Here is an 18,888-nt window from a genome sequence, read left to right as displayed (position 1 = left end):
GTAGACGCTGGCCTCCAGGTCCTTGTCGCCGCCATCCAACAGGCCAAAGCCCGACTGCACGTTCAGCGACTGCCCCGTCAGGTTCAGCGCCTCCTGCTTGATGCGGCTTCGCACCTTGAGGCGAAAGGCGAGGGCCACGTCTTCAAGGGCGTCCCTGTCCCATTCGTCCTCGCCGCACAGCACCACCACGCGCCCGGGTTCAATGCTTTCCACAAAGCGCACGTGACACCCGCGCAAAAGCTCATCGGCCAGCGCCTGCGCCTCGTCCAGCATGGCACTGTTGATGCGGTCGGCAATAAGGCTGCCGTAAATATCGCGGAAGACCACAAAGTTGTCGGCCTCCAGCAGAAACAGGGCCACAGGGTTCCCCTGCCCCAAAAACCGCTCCAGCCGCAGGCGGCCATGCCCGGTCAAAAAGGCAAAATGTGTTGCATCATCATGCGAAAGGCGGGCGGCATCCTCGCGCCCAAATAACAATCCCTGCCCGAATCCACGTATGGCTTCCAGCATGGTCTCTCCCCGTAAATGGTTAGGCCAAGCCCCCGGACAACACCGGTTGTTCCCTCCCGGGGGCGTTCGACGTCCGACACATACTCCACTCATTCCAGCGCAGGTGACCCGGACGTGAATTCTGTGTGACATCTTCATGACCCGCCCCCTGCCTCCCCCTTTGTGTTCGGCGGCGGATTCAGGTATCACGCCGGGGCACGACGCAGGCCAGGAGGTATAATGGCACCCGCACCCTTGGACATTCTTCGAGACACATTCGGATTCCGCGACTTTCAGGGACTCCAGCAGCCCATCATTGAGCATGTATGCGGCGGGGGCGACGCCCTCGTGCTTATGCCAACGGGCGGCGGCAAGTCCCTGTGCTATCAGATTCCCGCCATGGTTCGCCATGGGGTGGGCATTGTGGTCTCGCCGCTTATCGCCCTGATGCAGGATCAGGTACAAAGCCTTGTCCAGATGGGCGTGCGCGCCGCGTACATCAACTCCAGCCTGCCCCCGCAGGAGGCCGCCGACGCGGAGCGCCGCATGGTCGCCGGAGAGTACGACCTCGTCTACGTCGCGCCGGAGCGTCTGCTTCAGCCGCATTTCCTGAACATGCTCAAAGGCCTGCCCATCGCCCTGTTTGCCATTGACGAAGCGCACTGCGTGTCGCAGTGGGGGCATGACTTCCGCCCGGAGTACACCCAGCTGGGCACTCTGGCCGACCACTGGCCCGGCGTGCCGCGCATCGCCCTTACCGCCACGGCGGACGGCCCCACCCGCGCGGACATCATCAATCAGCTGAATTTCACAGGCGCACGCGTCTTTTCCGCAGGGTTCGACAGGCCAAACATCACCTACACCATCGTCCCCAAAGACAACGCCAAGCGCCAGCTGCTGCGCTTCATCACCCAGCGGCACAAGGGCGACGCGGGCATTGTCTACCGCATGTCGCGAAAAAAGGTGGAGGACACCGCCAGCTGGCTGAGCAAGCAGGGCATCGCCGCCCTGCCCTACCACGCAGGCCTTTCGCAGGCGGAACGCCGCCTGCATCTGGAGCGCTTTATGCGTGAGGAGGGCCTTGTAATGGTCGCCACGGTGGCCTTTGGCATGGGTGTGGACAAGCCCAACGTCCGCTTTGTGGCGCACATGGACCCGCCCAAGAGTCTGGAGGCCTACCATCAGGAAACCGGCCGCGCGGGCCGCGACGGTCTGCCCGCCGATGCGTGGATGGCCTATGGCCTTGCGGATGTGGTTATGCTCCGCCGCATGCTGGACTCCGGCGGCGCCAGCACGGACAGGAAGCGCGTGGAAGCCCGCAAGCTGGACGCCATGCTCGGCTTTTGCGAAACAGCCACCTGCCGCCGCACGGCCCTGCTCGGCTACTTTGGCGAGGAGCACTCCGGCGGCTGCGGCAACTGCGACAACTGCCTCACCCCCGTGGAAACATGGGACGCCACCATCGCGGCGCAAAAGGCGCTGTCCTGCATTTTCCGCACGGAGCAGCGCTTTGGCGCGGGGCACCTTGCGGACGTGCTGATGGGCAAGGAGACCGTGCGCGTCAAGAACATGGGGCACGACTGCCTCAAAACTTTTGGCTGCGGGCAGGAGCTGGACCGCAAGGGCTGGCAGTCCGTGTACCGCCAGCTTGCAGCTGTTGGCCTGTTGCGCGTGGATATGGAAGGCTACGGCAGCCTGCTGCTCAATAATGCCAGTTGGGAAGTGCTGCGCGGCGAGCGCACCGTCACCCTGCGCAAGGACCCGGTCACCGCGCGCGGGGCTGGCCGCTCGCGCTCCAAGGCCGTGCGCGCCGATGAGCACGACACCCTCGCCACAGCCGACGCACGCGGCCTCTTCGATGTCCTGCGCGAGTTGCGCCTGTCCATTTCCAAACAGCAGGGCGTGCCGCCCTACGCCGTCCTGCCGGACCGGACCCTGCTTGAGATGGTCCGCTTCCGCCCCCACTCGCCGGAGGAGATGGGCGTTCTGCACGGCGTAGGTCAGGCCAAGCTCAAAGCCTATGCTACACCCTTCCTAGGCGCCATCAGCACGTGGGAGGAGGAGAACGGCCGCCCGGATGACGTGCCCGAACTGCCGGACGTTCCCGCCGCCCAGCCCAAGGCCAAACCCACGCGCGAGGCCATCAGCGCCACCGTTCAAAAAAGCATCGACCTCTTCCGCGAGCACGGCTCCGTGGACGCCGTCACCCAGGCGCGCGGGCTGGCCGCGACCACCATCTGGAAGCACCTCATCACCGCCGTGGAGCATGACGTTCTTGCCGCCACGGACGTTGCGGGACTCAGCGAAGCCGACGCGACGGAAATCGCCACGGCCATCACCTCGGCGCAGGAGAAGGGCATCCCCGGCATCGGCCCGGTGCACGAGGCCTTTGGCGGATCCTACTCCTACGAGCAACTGCGCTGCGTGCGCGCCATGCTCCACAGCGCCGCGGCAGAGGCCTAAAGGCCGCAGTTCCCGTTTTCCGGCTCCCGGCTCCCGGCGCCGCGCTCGGCACAGCCCCACGCGGCGACCTGCGTGACGCGGGGCGTGACGCCTGACGTAACGCCGGGCGCACAGAGCGCGCCCGGCGCTCCGCCGCTGTGCCACGAGTGTGCGGTTCCCTTTGCCCCATCCAGCCCCTGCCCCCAACCGCCCGCTCCGCGCACCTTCGCGCCTTCCATCCACAGCGTGCGGGCACCTCGGCCCAAGCGGCCTGCGCCACACCGCGCACAAGAGGCGAGGGCGCCTGATTTTTCAGCGTAGCGCGCGGGCATGTCAGGCACCGCCGGCGCCCTGCACGTTTCCTCCATCCAAAATACATCCCCACAGCACGGCAACATTCACCTGTCTGCGCTTTTCTGCTATCTGTAAAAGAGCGTTCACGTTCGTACCCCGCACAACATTTGGCCCGGCCCGCACAAGCTTTGGCGGAGCCACCCGGAAGGACGATGCTGGAACTGCGCTCCCTCAAGCTGAAGATCATCCTCTCCTTTGGGGCGTGCCTTGTTGCCACAGCCATCATTCTCAGCGTCTACACAGGCATACAGTTCTGGAACGACGCAACAGAACTGGGCGTGCAGCGGGCGCGCACCGTGGCGGCGGACGCCGCATCCGTGGTGCGCAACCAGCTCCTTGAGGTCGTCAACACCGCGCTCAATATCGGCGTTGTGCTGGAGAGCACCCAAAAAGGCGGCATGCCCAACGACCGCCAACGGGTGAACATTATGCTCAAGGAGGTGCTGGACCAGCACCCCGACCTGCTGGGCGTATGGTGCGTGTGGGAGCCGGACGCCTTTGACGGGCGCGACAAGGAATTCCGCAACGCGCCCGGACACGACAGCACGGGCCGCTTTTTGCCCTACTGGAACCGCTGGGGCGGCATCCATCTGGAACCCAGCGTGGACTACGACAAACCCGGCGGCAACTACTACACCCTCACCAAGCTCTACCGAAAGCCCCTCATACTCGACCCGGAGACCTACCTTGTGCGCGGGCACCAGCTGGCCATGGTCAGCGTCTGCGTGCCCATCATCGTGTACGGGGAATTTCTTGGCGTGGCCGGGGCGGACCTCAGCGTTGGCTTTATCCAAAGCATGGTGGATGAAGCCAATATCATGCACGACAAGGGCACGCTGGCCATCATCACCAACAGCGGCATGCTGGCTGGCGTCACCAGACAGCCGGACCTCTTCGGCCAGCCTGCCAACACCCTTATCACCGACTTTTACACCACAGCGTTCGACCGCATCCTGCGCGGCGACTCCTGGGCCTCCCCCGCCGCGGACGAGGATGTGTACGAGGTCTTCCTCCCCATTGAGTTCGGCGCACTGGAAGCGCCATGGAGCGTGTACGTCAGCTTGCCCACAGGCAGCATTCACCAACAGGCCAAAACCCGCGCGTGGACCCTTGGGGGCATTTCGGCGCTGCTGCTCCTCTTTGGCCTTGGCATCATGTGGTTTGTGGCCGCACGCATTGCCCGCCCCATCACCATGGCCAAGGACATGGCCCTTGCCATTGCCGACGGCGACTACAGCCGCCGCATCGCCCTCGACCAGCACGACGAGGTAGGCATTCTGGTGCAGGCGTTCAACTTCATGACCACACGCCTGCAGGAAACCCTGCAAGTGCTGGAACTGCGCATCGGCCAGCTCAGCCGCGCCGAAAGCTCCCTGCGCGAGTCGGAGCAGTCGCTGCTGACCATCTTCAACAGCGTGCACGACGCCGTCATCCTGCATAACGACAAGGGCTTCATTGTGGACGCCAACGCCCGTATGCTCCAAATGTTTGGCGTTACGCGCGAGCAGGCGCTCACCCTCTCCATCAGCCGTGACCTTTCCGGCCCCGGCGCGCCCGTGGACACCCTGCGCCACCACTGGGAAAAAGCCCTGCGCGGGCAACCGGACCTCTTTGAATGGGAAACGCGCCGCCCGGGGGACGACTCCTACTTTTTGGCGGAGGTCTACCTCTGCCCCATCACCATCAACGAACGAGACCTCATCCTCGCCAGCATGCGCGACATCACAGACCGCAAACGCGCCGAAGAGGAACTGCGCCAGACGCAGGGCTATCTGGACAACATCATCAACTCCATGCCCTCGGTCATCATCGGCGTGGACGTACACGGCCACGTCACCCACTGGAACCGCGCGGCGGAGAAGCTCACCGGCGTAGAGGAAAAAGGCGCCATCAAGCAGCATATTACATCCTGCTGGCCGGGCTTTGCGCCCTTTGCCGCCTCCGCCGCACGCGCCATCCGCCAAAGCGCCCCGGTCACGGAGGAGAAGGTCACCATGTCTGGTCCCTCGGGCGATGACGTGTATGTGGACATCCTCATCTACCCGCTGGTAGTCAGCGGCGTGGTGGGCGCGGTTATCCGCATAGACGACGTCACCCAGCGCGCCCGCCTTGAGGACATGATGATCCAGACGGAGAAGATGATGAGTGTTGGCGGGCTGGCCGCCGGCATGGCGCACGAGATTAACAACCCCCTCGGGGCCATCCTGCAGGGCGTGCAGAACATCCAGCGCCGCCTGTCCACGGAGCTCCCCGCGTCGGTCAAGGCCGCGCAGGACGTGGGCTGTGAAATTGACGCCATCCGCGCTTTCATGGAACAACGAAAGATATTGCGGTTTCTTGACGGCATCCGCGAATCCGGCGAACGCGCCGCGCGCATTGTGCGCAACATGCTCAACTTTAGCCGCATGAGCGAGTCGCGCCGGTCCATGGAGGACCTTGGCACCCTGCTGGACAGAACCATCGAGCTGGCCGAAAACGACTACGACCTGAAAAAGAAGTACGACTTCCGCAACACGGCCATCATCAGGGAGTACGACGACAGCCTCCCCGGCATCTCATGCATTGCCTCGGAACTGGAGCAGGTGCTGCTGAACCTTCTCAAAAACGCCGCCCAAGCCATGAGCGAATATAAAGGCGGCGAGGGCTGGAAGCCGCGCATCACCGTGCGCACCGCGCGCGAAGGGTCCATGGCCCGCATAGAGGTGCAGGACAATGGCCCCGGCATGGACGAAAAAACCCGCAAACGCGTCTTTGAACCGTTTTTCACCACCAAGGATGTGGGCATAGGCACGGGCCTTGGCCTGTCAGTGTCCTACTTCATCATAACGAACAATCACGGTGGCCGCTTTGATGTTGAGGCCGAACCCGGCAAGGGGACGACATTCAAGCTGTGGCTGCCAATCGGGCAGGAAACCAATGAGTCAGACGAACCCGATCATACTCATCCTTGATGACGAGCAGATGGTGCGCGAGAACTTAGAAGCCTACTTTGAGGACGAAGGCTTCGAGGTGCGCACCGCCTCCAATGGCGAGGACGCCATGAACATCATCGCCACGGGAGAAATCTCCCTCGGCGTCATCGACATGCGCCTGCCCGGCATGGCCGGAAGCGAATTCATTGTGCAGGCCCATGGCAAAAGTCCGCACACGCACTTTCTCATTCACACCGGCTCCACCAACTTTAAGCTGCCCTCGGAGCTCAAAGACATCGGCATGACCAGTGGCGACGTGTTCATCAAACCCCTTGCGGACATGGGCGTTTTGCTCGACGCCGTCATCGACAAGGTGGGCGCGCCCTAAGCCTCGCCCCGCCACCACAGCGCAAAAAAAGCGGCCCGCACTCCCCTTCTGGGAATGCGGGCCGCTTGTCGTGTGTTTCGTCGCCCGTCAGCTGTCTGCCTTGTCAGCAACGTCCGGGTCCCAGTGCCAGCCCTTGAAGCGTATGCCAAAGGCCAGCGAATACAGCACGGGGCACAGGAGCAGGGTCAGCACCGTGGCAAAGGCCAATCCGGAGATGATGCACACCGCCATGGGCCGCCACAACTCACCGCCCTGCAGGGCCAGCGGAATCATGCCAATGATGGTCGTCACGGTGGTCATCAGGATGGGCCGCGCGCGTTTCAGCGCCCCCAGCATCACCGCGTCCCGCGCCTCCAGCGCCGTGGCGCGCAGCAATTCAATCTGGTCTATGAGCATAATGGCGTTGTTGACGATGATGCCCGTCAAACTAATCATGCCCAGCATGGCCATAAAGCCAAAGGGCGCGTTGGTGGCCAGCATGCCCCACGTGATGCCCACCATCATGGGCGGCAGGGTCAGCAGAATAATCGTGGGCCGCCGCAGTGAATTAAACTGCGCCACAAGGATGAACACAAGCAGCCCCAGCGCCCATGGCAGATTCTGCATAATGGACGCCTGCGACTCGCCGTTCTTTTCCTGCTCGCCGCCGTATTCCACATAATAACCCACCGGCCAGTCCGGGGAATCCATCAGCTTCGCAATGCGCGGCGCAATGTCCGCCATGGCCTGCGAAGGAAAGCGCCCCTCAAGGTCGGCCTTCACGGTCAGGGTGCGCGCGCCATCGCGGCGCCGGATGTCCGGCGGCTGCCACGTCAGGCGCGTGCGCGCCACCTGCAAAAGCGGCACGGAATTCCCACCGGAGAAGGAATACACGTTCAGATTCTCCAGCCTGCCGAGGTCGTCGCGGATGGCGTCCTCGGAGCGCAGGACAATGGGGATGGCGTCGTCACCTTCGCGGTAGGTGGACGCCTGCATGCCTGACATATGCGTTTGCAGGGACAGCGCCACATCCGTACTGGTCAGCCCTGCGCGGCGGGCCTGTTCCTGATTCACATCCACCACCAGCTTCTTGGTCCACTGCCCCCAGTCGTCCCACACGGACACCACGCCATCCGTGCCGGACACAACGTCCGCCACCTTGGCGCGTAGGTCGTAGAGTGTGGTGATATCCGGCCCGGAGATGCGCACCTGAATGGGCGCGCCCACAGGCGGACCGTACATCAACTCCTTCACCGTATGGCGGCAATCCGGAAAGCCCTCGTCCAGCGCGCGGCGCACGCGGGGCATCACGTCCTGCACAGCCTGCGTATCCGTGGTGCGCACCACAAGGGAGGCATAGTTGGGCGAGCTTTCCTCAAGGTCGAGGGGCAGGTACCAGCGCGGGCCGCTTGCGCCCACAAAGGTCAGCACGTCCTTGACTTCCGGGTCGTCCATCAGCACGCGCTCAAGGCGCTCCACCCGCTCAGTGGTGGTGCGGATGTCCGACCCGTAAGGCTGCCAAAAGTCCACCATAAACTGGTCGCGCTCGTTGGGCGGGAAGAAGATTTTCGGCACGTAGCGGAAGGCCCACACGCTCACCGCGCAGACGGCCACCACCGCCAGCAAAAACTGCACGCGGTGGCGCAATGACCATTCAAGAACGCTGCGGTAGGCGCGATAGGCGGGATTTTCAAAGTTCTGCCGCTGCACCTTGGGCCGCAACACATGAAAAGACAGCATGGGCACCATGGTCAGCGCCAGCAGCCACGACGCCAAAAGCGTGCACGTAATGACCACAAACAGCGAAAACGTGTACTCACCCGTCTGCGACGGCGCAAAGGGGATGGGCAAAAACGCGAAGATTGTCGTCAGCGACGCCGCAAGCAGCGGCATCCACAACTCGCGCACCGCCTCGGTGACGGCCTTTCGCCGCTCCTGCCCCGAGGCCATACGCACAAGGATGTTCTCGCTAACCACCACCCCGTTGTCCACGAGGATGCCCAGAGAAATAATCAGTGAGGCACTGGACATCCGTTGCAGGCCCACCCCAAAGGCGGGCATCACCGCCATACAGGCGAGCATGGCCATGGGGACCAAGGCGCCGGCCACAAGGCCCGTACGCAGCCCCGCAAACAGCAGCATCACCACAACCACGAAGATAAAGGACTCCAAAAGATTCACGCCAAAGTCGCCCAGCGCGTCCTTGACGTACTGCGGCTGATACAGCGCCATATGGTAGTCCAGCCCAACGGGCAGAATGGTTTGCAGCGTATCCAGCCGGGCCGAGACCTCGCGCCCCAGTTCAAGGATATTGCCGCCCTCGGCCATGGACACCGCCAGCAGCAGCGCAGGCTGGCCGTTAAAGCGCACCATGCGCGAAGGCGGGTCCACAAACCCGCGCCGCACCGTGGCGATGTCGGACAGGGCAATGCCCGTCTTCTGTCCGGGCTGGCGCAGGGTGAGGTTTCGCAGGTCGTCCACGGACGTAAACTCGCCCGTTGGTTCAATAACGATACGCTCCGGCCCCACCTTGGCGTGGCCGCTGGGTTTGATGGTGTTTTGCGCGTCGATAACGCGGGCAAGGGTAAAGGGCGAAATGCCAAGCCCGGCCACGCGGGCGTTGGAAAAGTCCACAAATACCCGCTCTTCCTGAACGCCCCACAGGTTCACCTTGCCCACAAGGTCCAGCTTCAGCAGTTCGTCGCGGGTCATGTCCGCGGCGTCCTTGAGCTCGCGGTAGGAGTAGCCATCGCCCGTGAGCGCCACGCAGATGCCGAACACGTCGCCGTATTCGTCGTTGACCATGGGCGTGCGGCACCCCTCGGGCAAGGACGGCGTCACGTCCGAGACCTTCTCGCGCAGCTTGCGCCACAGCGGCTCCATATTGCGGATGCCGTCGTGGAACTCCACCTTGATGATGGAAACGCCCGTGCGCGACTGCGATTCCAGCGTTGTCACCTCCGGGATATCGCGGATGCTCTCTTCTATTGTGTCGGTCACCAGCTCTTCAACACGCTGGGGGGACGCACCGGGAAACACCGTCATCACAAGGGCCACGCGGATGGTAAAGTCCGGGTCCTCGCGCTTGGACATGGTCACGGCAGACAAAATGCCCGCCAGCGCCACCAGCACAATGACAACGCCCGCCGTGCGGTTATTCTTCAGGCACCAATCGGCGATATTCATGACCACGCCTCCTGCGCCTTGCCCTCCTGCACCTTCACGCGCTGGCCGTCCTTCAGGCGGTGGACGCCGCGGATAACAACCTTCTCGCCCGGAGCAAGGCCGGAGAGCACCTCCAATCCACTGGACGTCAGCTTGCCGATGGTGACAGCGCGCTGTTTCACAGTGCCGGACGCCTCGTCCACAACCCACACGGAGCGCTTCTGCCCCACTTCGCCCACCACGGCAACGGGCGGCACCAGCACGTAGGCGCTCTTGGCGTCAAAGGCAAAGGTCGCCTCGCCGGACATGCCGGGGCGCACGCCACGTGCCTCGTTGGTCAGGGCAACCTTGACGGGGTAGGTGGAAACGGCGCGCGACTCCACGCCCACCTCAATCACGGAGCCTGCAAAGCCCTCGCCGGGCAGGGCGTCAAAATGCACGGTAACGGCGTCGCCAGCGTGGATGCTGGCGATGAGGCTGTCGGGGATGCCCACTTCAAGTTCCATGCGCTGCCCTGCGGTCAAGAGGGCCACGGGCTGGCCTGCGGCAACCGTCTGGTGGACGTCTACCGGCACTTCGGCCAGTGCGCCGTCCATGGGCGCGCGCAGTACCGTATAGCGCAGCTGCTGGCGCGCAAGTTCCAGCTGCCGCCGCGCCGCCTTCAGGGACGCCTCGGACGCATCAATCTGCGCGCGGGCGCGGTCAAGGTCGCGGCGGGAGGTGTTGCCCACCTCATACAGGGCGCGGGTGCGTTCCCAGTCGGAGCGCGCCTGCGCGGTGGACGCCTCGGCCTGCGCCACGGCGGCCTCGGCGCGGCCCACTTGCAGGCGGTAATCCGTGGGGTCCAGACGGGCCACCACGTCGCCCTGCTTTACCCGCATGCCAATGCGGGCGGGCAGATGCTCTATCTCGCCGGAAACGCGAAAGCTCAGGCGCGTTTCAATGGCAGCGCGGGCCGTCCCCGGGAAGGTCCGCTCGCGTCCGGCCTGCGGGTCCGGCACCGTCATAGTCACAACGGGCCGCAGCACGGGCTTTTCCGGCTTCTGCTCCCCGCCGCATGCGGCCAGCGCAAGGCACAGCGCCAGCGCGGCGCACAGGACGGGGGCTCGTTTTCCACAAAATCGCATGACTACTCCTTGGTCCCGACGCCAAAGCGCGAAAGAAACTCGCGCCGCTCGGCGGGGGTTTTGTCGATCTCAAACCACCCAACAGCGCGCTGGAAGTCCAGCACGTCGCCAAGGTAGGAATACACGGCCAGCACCGCAGACTGCTCCTGCACGCGGGACTGGTTCTGCGCGTCCAAAAGCTCCAAAATGGAGACCGCGCCGCGCGCGTACTTGTCGCGCACCACGTCCAGATTGCGCTGCGCCCGGTCCGCGGCAAGGGCCGCAAGCTCCATCTTGGGGTAGGAGCGCGCCATGTTGTCCACAACGGTCCGCGCCTGCTGTTCGGCCAGCTGCGTCAGCCGCCTGCGCGTGGCGTCCAGCCGCCGGAGTTCGGCGCTGGCCTTGCGCTGGTCGTGGGTGATGGCGCCGCCAGCAAACAGCGGCAGGCTGGCGTCCACACTAAACGTCCACGTATCCTCGTTGGGGTCCGGGTCCTGAATGATGCGCGGCCCGGCTTGGTGCTTGTCTATCTCGTGCCCATACTCCGCCGAGGCGCTCACCTTGGGCACCCAGCGCGTGCGGCGCTTTTGCGCCAGCACAATGGACTGCGCCTCCACCAGATGCGCCACCGCGCGTACGGCGGGCCTGTCATCCGAAAGCTCCGCCGCCGTCTCGCTAATGCGCGACAGCTGCTTCAGCGTGCCGCCAATGGTGGACGCCTCCACGCCAAAGAACGCGCGCCGCGCCTCATCCGCCGTCAGAGGCTTCACCTCCCACTGCGTTCCGGCAGGACGGTCAAGGGACTGGTTCAGCGCCGTCAGCGCCGACTGCACGTCGGACTTGCGGGCGATGACGCGGGCGCGGCTTTCGGCCTGCGCGGCCTCCCAGCGGTAGACTTCCTCCGGCCCGGAGACTCCGGCGCTGCGGCGAACGCGCGCCATCTCCAAATTCTTGCCGATAAGGGCAAAGTTCTCCCGCTCTATGCGCAGGAGCGAGCGCGCGGACAGATAGGCCAAAAAGCGCCGCCCTGCGGTGCGCATCACGTCCATACGCACGGCCTCGCGCGAGAGGCGCTCCGCCTCCACACTGCGGGTGGAGGCGCGGTAGCGGCTGACCACCGCGTCGTCATAGAGCATCTGCGTCAGGTTCAGCCCGGCGGTGGTGACGTCCCACGGGTACAGCCCCTGCGAGGCCACGGCGCGGTCCTGATCAATCTGCGTGTAATTCATGCCCGCGCCCAGTTGCGGCAGCATGGCGCTGCGGGCAAGCAGGCTGTCCTGCTCCGCTCCGGCCAGTTCGGCGTCCTTGACGGCAAGGTCAATGTTTTCCTTGGCGGCAATGCGCATGGCGCGCGCCAGGGTCAGGGGCATTCCGCTGCCTTCTTCCTCCTCCATACCAAGGAGGGTGGCGGTGAGCAGGGTCTCGTACTTGGGGGAAAAGCCAATCTCCCGCGCGGTGCGCATGTTCACAAACAGGCGCTCCTCCTCGGGCAGGATGACCGGGAGCGAATCCGGCGCGGCGCCGTCCATAATATCGCGCAGGTTCAGGGCAATGCGGCGGGCAAGGTGCGTGCCGGAAAAGCTGGCCATCCCAGCCAGCACGCCCTGCTCCACATCCTGCCGCCCCACAAAGGAAAAGGACGGCACGCCACGATGGTTCAGCCCCGCCACCAGCCGCGCGCGGCGCGCGTCATCAAGGCGCATCAGCGGGGTGATGTACACAGCCTCGGCCCCGCCAAGGGCGGCCAAAGCGGCGTCCACATCGTCCCCCACGGGCACCAGCTGAATATCCACCCCCAGCAGGCGGGAGTATTTGTCCGCCACGTCCTGAAGCCCCGGCAACGCGTCCAGATACTCCGCCTGCACCAACACATGCAGGCGGCTGAACGTGGCAAGGTCCTTAAAGGCGGTCAGGTCGCGCTTCACCCGTTGGGGGAGCACGATATAACTCAGGTTGCGGCGTGTGGAGCGGTTGTCCCGGTACGGCAGACGCATGGTCTCCTCGTCCAAAAACGGCGCGGCCACCACAGGCTTCGGGAGCGCCCCCTCGCCAAGGGTAGCGGCGTAGGACGGCATGATCCCAAGGCTGAACACCATGTCCACCTCCGGGTCCGCAAGGGCGGCGCGCAGCGCGCCAGCAGACGCCGCGGGGTCCCATCCGGCGCTGAAACGTGCGGGCCGTTTCCACACCACCTCGGTCCCCTCATCCACAAGGGGCGCCAGTTCCTTTTGTACATCGCGCAGCACCGCCCGCGCCTGCGGCGACGGGCCGTCGCATACCACGCCAATAACTACGTGCGCCTGCGCCGCGTGCAGCGCTGGCGCGCCAGCCAGCAGCAGGAAAACGGCCGCCCACGCCCCAAACAGGCCAAGCGCCGCCTTATGTCGAAATGGAACCATTGTCCGTCCTTTCGCGGCGCATGGCCGCGGAGAATATGGCTTCCTTCGCGCGGGATTCACGCGAAGGCATTCATCCTGCGTTTACGCGCCCTCATTACCGGCATGCTCCACTGCGGGCAGTCCCAGCATATTGAGCGCGGCTTCCGCCACCGTCCCGGCAATGGCCGAAACACGCTCCGGGGTAAAGGCGTCCCACTGGGCGCGGTGCAGCAAAATACACTGCCCGCGCACAAAGCTCATGCACATGCCCACAAGGGCGTGCCCGCGCAACACCCGCTCCTGCGCGGAAAGTTGGCCGCCGCTGGCCGCGTGGCACAGTTCGCTTCCGGCCTCGTACACCGGGCCGATAACGGTATGGTAAAACCGCTCCAACGTGTCCGAGCCGTTCATGACCTCGCGCTGCAAAAAATCCACGGCCCAGTAATTTTTGTGGTTGCCGAGGGAAAATTCCAAAAAGCCGTGCACAAACCGCCACGCCACCTGCGCTAGACGCCAGGCATCGCCTTCCGCCTCGCGCGCGCCGGACATGGCGGCGGCCACCAGCGGCTGACTGGCGCGCTGCATGTTGGCAAAAATGTCCTCCAGCACGGCGTTGTACAGCCCCTTCTTGCCCCCAAAGTGGTAGGCGATGGACGCCAAATTCACGCCGCAGGCCCGCGCAATATCGCGGGTGCTGACGCCGTCGAACCCCTTGGCGGCAAACAGTTTGCCGCCCTCCTCAATAAGGCGCAGGCGCGTCGCCACGCCGCGCGGTGTTGTCCGCTGTTGTGCTTTCCCGGATGCCGTCATGCGGGGCTGTCTCCTCCTCTCTTCATCCTGCCACAAGAGTCCTGTTCTTTTGAGGATATAGGCACGCGGCGCCAGCAAGTCAATCGTTTGATTGAATTTGAGCGCACGCCCGGCCCCGCGCCCAAAAACGGCCCGCACCCTCCACAGGATGCGGGCCGCCATACGTACCGTGTGCGGCACAAGGCGTGCGCCGCGCAGCGCCAGCACAGGAAAGAACGCCGCAGGGTTCAGCGCCACCTGCCAGCGGCGTGTCCCCCTTCCCTTGCGCCCTGCCCAGCTAGGCGATGGTGATATCGCCGTTCAAATACACGTCCTGCACCGCGTGCAGCAGGGTAACGCCCTCGGACATAGGGCGCTGGAAGGCTTTGCGCCCAAGGATGAGGCCCATTCCGCCAGCACGCTTGTTGATGACTGCCGTACGCACGGCGTCGGCAAGGTCATCGCCGCCCGCGCCGCCGCCGGAATTGATGAGGCCAGCGCGTCCCATGTAGCAGTTGGCAACCTGATACCGCGTCATGTCGATGGGATGCTCTGTGCACAGCCTGTCGTACATGGCAGGGTGCGACTTGCCAAAACTCAGCGCGGTAAAGCCGCCGTTGGTGGTAGGCTGCTTCTGCTTGACGATGTCCGCCTCCACAGTGGCGGCAAGGTGGTTGGCCTGTCCGGTCAGGTCCGCGGCGGTGTGGTAGTCCGCATCCGTGGTCTTGAACCCGGCGTTGCGGGTGTAGGCCCACAAAATGGTCGCCATGCCAAGGTCATGCGCCTGCCGGAACATCTCGGAAATCTCACGCAGCTGGCGGTTACTCTCCTGCGCGCCAAAGTACACCGTTGCGCCAATGGCCACCGCGCCCATCTCAAAGGCCTGCACCACGGCGGCGAAGGGAATTTGATCCCATTTGTTGGGGTAGGTCATAAGCTCATTGTGGTTCACCTTGAGGACGAAGGGAATCTTGTGCGCGTACTTGCGCGCCACCGACCCCAGCACGCCAAGGGTGGACGCCACGGCGCTGCATCCGCCCTCAATGGCCAGCCGGACAATATTTTCCGGATCAAAATAGATGGGATTGGGCGAGAAGGACGCCCCGGCGGTATGCTCAATGGCTTGGTCCACCGGCAGGATGGACATATACCCCGTCCCGGCCAGACGCCCGTGCCCGTACAGTGTCCCAAGGCTTTGCAAAACACGGGGCGAGCGGTCCGTCTGCACCATCACACGGTCCACAAAGTCCGGCCCCGGCAGGTGCAGGGTCTCCTTGGTAAAGGTCGTGCAGGTGTGGTCCAGCAGATATCCGGCGTCATCGCCGAGCAGTTTGGTAATGTCCGTCATGTCCCGTCTCCTCCCGCCCGCGGGCGGTTATGGTGCGTTATGGTTCATGGCTCGTAGTACACATCCATCCACCATACCATCCTGACGCCCACGCGCAAACCCTCCCCCCCCCCACCATGAAAAAACCGCCCCCGGTCCACATGGCCGGGGGCGGCAAAGCTCTTGTCCATCGCGCGGAGCATGGCGCGTTTAGAAGGTCACCCACACCTTGAGGGACGCGCCAAGGCTGGCGTCCACATCATAGGTGTCCTTTTCGTCGCCGTCGTCATCATAGAAGGTGTACCCGCGGCCAAAGTGATACTCCGGCCCTGCGGTCACGCGCACGCGCGGTGTTGGCGTCCACTCGGCGTACAGGCCCGAGGCCACGCCGGAAACGCGCACGTAGCCCTTTTCCCGCACGCTGCTGTCGTCGGCAAGGCGGTAGAGGCCGCCGCTCATGCTGGCCTGCGCCTTCACGGCCCACTGCGGCGAAAAGCGGTACGCCACCGTGCTGGTGGGCATGCCAAGCATGGCGGACAGCCCCTCCTGCCGCGCGGAGCGGTACAGCACCACAAGGCCCGGAAACGCGCGGATGCCGATAGGCTCCACCTGCACCGCCGCGCCAATGCCCGCGCTCCAGTCGTCGTCAAAGGCGTAGCGCACAATGGTGGACAGCCCGGCGCTGACGGAGCTGTCCATTTCCTCCTCAAAGCCCGACAGCAGGGAGCCGGACACCATCCACGTCACCTCGCCCTCGCGGTAGGCCACATGGCGGTAGGTCAGGGACAGGGAATGCAGCGCGTCCCACGGGTCCTCGTCGCCGGACCCAAAGGGCAGGTCGTCCACGTTGCCCCAGTCGTAGCTGGCGCCGTTGTATTTGAGGCCAAAGTTGCCGTACTGGAGCACCACACCGGCGGACGTCACGCTGACGTCGCCGTCCGTATCCTCCACATCTCCCGCGCCGATAACGCCGCCGAAGGCCTCCACGGCAAAGGGTTCGCGGTCCAGCGGGCCAACCGCCGCGCCAAAGGTTGTTTGACGCTCGTCACCTTCCTGCCCCGCCGCCATGGCAAGGACGGGCAGCAGCACCAGCGCCGCCACCAGAGTGCATACAAACCGGTATCGACCAGTCACAGATTGACTCCTTGCTGATTGTCCATTGATTTCGCGTTATAGCGCGCGCTCACAGCCCAATAGGGCCAAGGCCCGCACAAATTCGCACACAGATGCCCAATCCTGCCACAAGAGGGGTGAGGTTCCAAGCAGATTGTCAATACTCCCAAGCCAATGTACACTCCCGCCGTGAACACACCAGCAGGCAACATACTCCTTATAGAAGACGACGCCGCCTTCCGCACCATGCTCGTGGAAGCCCTTCAGGGACGCGGCCACACGGTCAGTCCGGTCTCCACGGCGGAGGACGGCCTGCGCCACTTGGCGCAGGACCGGTTCGACCTCATCCTGACGGACGTCAAGCTCCCCGGCATGTCCGGCGTGGAAGCCCTGCCGCGTCTGCTCAAATCCGGACGCGGGGCGGACATCATCGTCATGACGGCCTACTCCAGCCGCGAAATGGCGCTGGAGGCCGTCCGCCTTGGCGCGTACGACTTCTTCTCCAAGCCCTTCAGCCTGAAGGAACTGGAAATCGTGGTCCGCCGGGCCATGGAAAAGCGCCGCCTGCAAAGCGAAGTGCGCACCCTGCGCGCCTCGCTGCGCACCGAAGGCCCGTCCACACGCATCATCGGCCACAGCGACGCCATCCGCGACGTTATCGCGCAGGTGGAGCGCGTGGCCCCGCTGGACACCACGGTGCTCATCACCGGCGAATCCGGCACCGGCAAGGAGTTGGTCACGGACACCATCCGCGCCCTATCCCAGCGCCCCTCCGGTCCCTTTATCAAGGTCAACTGCGCCGCCATCCCCGAACACCTGTTTGAAAACGAACTCTTCGGGCACGAGCGCGGCGCCTTTACCGGCGCAACATCCGCCCAGCCCGGCAAGTTCGAGCTTGCCCGCGGCGGCACCATCCTGCTGGACGAAATTGGTGATATGCCGCTCTCCATCCAGCCCAAACTGCTGCGCGTGGTGGAGCAGAAACAGGTGGAGCGCCTTGGCGCGGCCCGCCCTGTGGACGTGGACGTCCGCATCATCGCCGCCACCAATCAGGACCTTTTGGACCGCATCCGCACCAAGGACTTCCGCGCGGACCTGTACTACCGCCTCAACGTTGCCACCATCCAGTTGCCGCCCCTGCGCGAACGCAGCGAAGACATCCCCCTGCTGGTGGATTACTTCTGCCGCCGCATCCGCGCCGACCTTGGCATTCAGCTGGAGGGCGTGTCTCCTGCGGCGCTGACCCTGCTTTGCGAGTACCACTGGCCCGGCAATATCCGCCAGCTTTCCAACGTGCTGGAAGGCGCGGCCATCAGCGCCACCGGCACCATTGAGGAAGGCGACATCCGCCGCGCCATGGGCACCGGTGGCCCCTCCGCCTCGCCCCAGCCCACCCGCAGCCTCAAGGACGCCGTCACCGCCTTTGAACGTAGCCTCATCATCAAGGCCCTGCGCGGTGCGGACGGCCGCCAGACCGAAGCCGCCACCGCCCTTGGGCTGACGCCCAAAAACCTCTGGGCCAAGCTCAAAAAGCACGGCATCGATCCCAAGACCATCACCCAGTAATCTATTTTTTTTAGATTCGCATTTTCCAGCACTGCCGTGACGCACATGGGGCGAAACGACACGACTCTTTCCCCCTGCGCTGCCCTCAGCCGCCACCGCCCCTCGCCGCCCGCTATTTAGTCTATATTTTTTAGATTAGCCATTTTTCTCGCCACTCCAGCGGTTCTGGGGGATTTTTTTGCTGGTTGCACGCACAAACACCGCCCTTTGCAATCTATTTTTTTTGGACTTTTTTGCCGGATACGCGGCCACACGCCGTTGCGTTCGGCCTACGCTCGCACGGTGAGATTTTTTTTTGCACACAAATTCAGCATGTTAAACACATTCTCCGCGGCACCTTCCGTCCGTGGCACACGCCTTGCCTAAGGAGAGCGCAAAGGGGCAACGGCGCATGGCGCCACCGCCACAATGGAAAATTTTTTCCGTCGCTAGGCAAGGAGGAGAACCATGACCAGGCTCATCAACCTTACCCGTAACGAGGAAGGCGTTTCCGCCCTTGAATACGGCCTTATCGCTGCCCTCATCGCCGCCGTCATCGTTACGGCTGTGACGACCCTTGGCACCAAGGTCAACAGTGCATTTGAAACCATTGCGAACGCCCTGCCCTAGTACACGCAGGAAACCCATATTTGGAGATAGCCTCCAATACCCGGTGCGTCGCACCGGCGGACCAGACATCCCCTCTCTCCCCGAATGGTCCGCCCCCGTCAGCTGCATGGCGGAGCGACATGCCAACAGCCGGGCACATTCCGCGGGTTGTACCCCCTCACCACAACCCGCAGAACAGCCCTTATCACGAGGATTCGCATCGCACTGGGCGTAGCGAAGATGTGGCGGGACCGGAACCGGGTCGAGAAGATCCTGGAGGCCGGCGGCGACC

At 64.0% G+C, this 18,888-nt stretch carries 11 protein-coding genes and 1 pseudogene; 5 read left to right on the top strand and 7 right to left on the bottom strand.

All coding sequences use genetic code 11. The annotated features are described in order from the left end of the window. Positions 1-510, bottom strand: a pseudogene (locus ACY69P_RS03785) (hypothetical protein); the annotation flags it as partial. 219 nt (positions 511-729) lie between these two features. Between ACY69P_RS03785 and recQ the strand changes: the two are divergent. From recQ to ACY69P_RS03770, 3 genes are all read left to right on the top strand, one after another. Next, the gene (recQ, locus tag ACY69P_RS03780) at positions 730-2,952 is read left to right on the top strand and encodes a DNA helicase RecQ (protein ID WP_462326624.1); all 2,223 of its coding nucleotides are present in this window, start codon (positions 730-732) and stop codon (positions 2,950-2,952) included. Positions 2,953-3,437: 485 nt separating this feature from the next. Further along, positions 3,438-6,236 carry a PAS domain S-box protein gene (locus ACY69P_RS03775; protein WP_462326623.1) on the top strand — a complete coding sequence of 933 codons (2,799 nt, stop codon included), beginning with the start codon at positions 3,438-3,440 and terminating at the stop codon, positions 6,234-6,236. Then, positions 6,202-6,585, top strand: a complete 384-nt coding sequence (locus ACY69P_RS03770; protein ID WP_459902051.1) for a response regulator — start codon at positions 6,202-6,204, stop codon at positions 6,583-6,585. The genes ACY69P_RS03775 and ACY69P_RS03770 overlap by 35 nt, the downstream gene beginning before the upstream one ends. 87 nt (positions 6,586-6,672) lie before the next feature. Here the strand turns inward: ACY69P_RS03770 and ACY69P_RS03765 are convergent, their stop codons facing one another. The 6 genes from ACY69P_RS03765 to ACY69P_RS03740 all read right to left on the bottom strand — a co-directional run bounded on the left by ACY69P_RS03765 (position 6,673) and on the right by ACY69P_RS03740 (position 16,463). Continuing rightward, positions 6,673-9,750, bottom strand: coding sequence for an efflux RND transporter permease subunit (locus tag ACY69P_RS03765; protein ID WP_462326622.1), 3,078 nt, complete (start codon positions 9,748-9,750; stop codon positions 6,673-6,675). Continuing rightward, the gene (locus ACY69P_RS03760; RefSeq protein WP_462326621.1) at positions 9,747-10,856 is read right to left on the bottom strand and encodes an efflux RND transporter periplasmic adaptor subunit; all 1,110 of its coding nucleotides are present in this window, start codon (positions 10,854-10,856) and stop codon (positions 9,747-9,749) included. Before ACY69P_RS03760 ends, ACY69P_RS03765 begins: the two co-directional genes overlap by 4 nt. Positions 10,857-10,858: 2 nt before the next feature. Then, complete coding sequence (locus ACY69P_RS03755; RefSeq protein WP_462326620.1) at positions 10,859-13,234, bottom strand: TolC family protein; 2,376 nt, start codon at positions 13,232-13,234, stop codon at positions 10,859-10,861. An 81-nt stretch (positions 13,235-13,315) separates the two neighbouring features. Continuing rightward, positions 13,316-14,023: a CerR family C-terminal domain-containing protein gene (locus ACY69P_RS03750; RefSeq protein ID WP_462326619.1), complete on the bottom strand. Its 708-nt coding sequence runs from the start codon at positions 14,021-14,023 to the stop codon at positions 13,316-13,318. A gap of 277 nt (positions 14,024-14,300) precedes the next feature. Then, positions 14,301-15,350, bottom strand: coding sequence for a class I fructose-bisphosphate aldolase (locus tag ACY69P_RS03745; RefSeq protein WP_459902046.1), 1,050 nt, complete (start codon positions 15,348-15,350; stop codon positions 14,301-14,303). A gap of 189 nt (positions 15,351-15,539) precedes the next feature. Further along, positions 15,540-16,463 carry a hypothetical protein gene (locus ACY69P_RS03740; protein WP_462326618.1) on the bottom strand — a complete coding sequence of 308 codons (924 nt, stop codon included), beginning with the start codon at positions 16,461-16,463 and terminating at the stop codon, positions 15,540-15,542. A 168-nt stretch (positions 16,464-16,631) separates the two neighbouring features. Here ACY69P_RS03740 and ACY69P_RS03735 point away from each other — a divergent pair, with 168 nt between their 5' ends. Then, on the top strand, positions 16,632-18,008 hold the full coding sequence (locus ACY69P_RS03735) for a sigma-54-dependent transcriptional regulator (RefSeq protein ID WP_459902044.1): 1,377 nt from the start codon (positions 16,632-16,634) through the stop codon (positions 18,006-18,008). Positions 18,009-18,455: 447 nt separating this feature from the next. After that, positions 18,456-18,617 carry a Flp family type IVb pilin gene (locus ACY69P_RS03730; RefSeq protein ID WP_404845289.1) on the top strand — a complete coding sequence of 54 codons (162 nt, stop codon included), beginning with the start codon at positions 18,456-18,458 and terminating at the stop codon, positions 18,615-18,617. Positions 18,618-18,888: the final 271 nt, after the last annotated feature.

It is taken from the genome of Desulfobaculum sp., from assembly GCF_054921475.1.
The sequence above is the reverse complement of the archived record's forward strand: the minus strand, read 5'-3'. Positions and strand labels throughout refer to the sequence as shown.

Bases quoted from the DNA above. Each gene is read 5' to 3' on its own strand.
- recQ (WP_462326624.1), top strand. From the start codon at position 730: ATGGCACCCGCACCCTTGGACATTCTTCGAGACACATTCGGATTCCGC.
- ACY69P_RS03775 (WP_462326623.1), top strand. From the start codon at position 3,438: ATGCTGGAACTGCGCTCCCTCAAGCTGAAGATCATCCTCTCCTTTGGG.
- ACY69P_RS03770 (WP_459902051.1), top strand. From the start codon at position 6,202: ATGAGTCAGACGAACCCGATCATACTCATCCTTGATGACGAGCAGATG.
- ACY69P_RS03765 (WP_462326622.1), bottom strand. From the start codon at position 9,750: ATGAATATCGCCGATTGGTGCCTGAAGAATAACCGCACGGCGGGCGTT.
- ACY69P_RS03760 (WP_462326621.1), bottom strand. From the start codon at position 10,856: ATGCGATTTTGTGGAAAACGAGCCCCCGTCCTGTGCGCCGCGCTGGCG.
- ACY69P_RS03755 (WP_462326620.1), bottom strand. From the start codon at position 13,234: ATGGTTCCATTTCGACATAAGGCGGCGCTTGGCCTGTTTGGGGCGTGG.
- ACY69P_RS03750 (WP_462326619.1), bottom strand. From the start codon at position 14,023: ATGACGGCATCCGGGAAAGCACAACAGCGGACAACACCGCGCGGCGTG.
- ACY69P_RS03745 (WP_459902046.1), bottom strand. From the start codon at position 15,350: ATGACGGACATTACCAAACTGCTCGGCGATGACGCCGGATATCTGCTG.
- ACY69P_RS03730 (WP_404845289.1), top strand. From the start codon at position 18,456: ATGACCAGGCTCATCAACCTTACCCGTAACGAGGAAGGCGTTTCCGCC.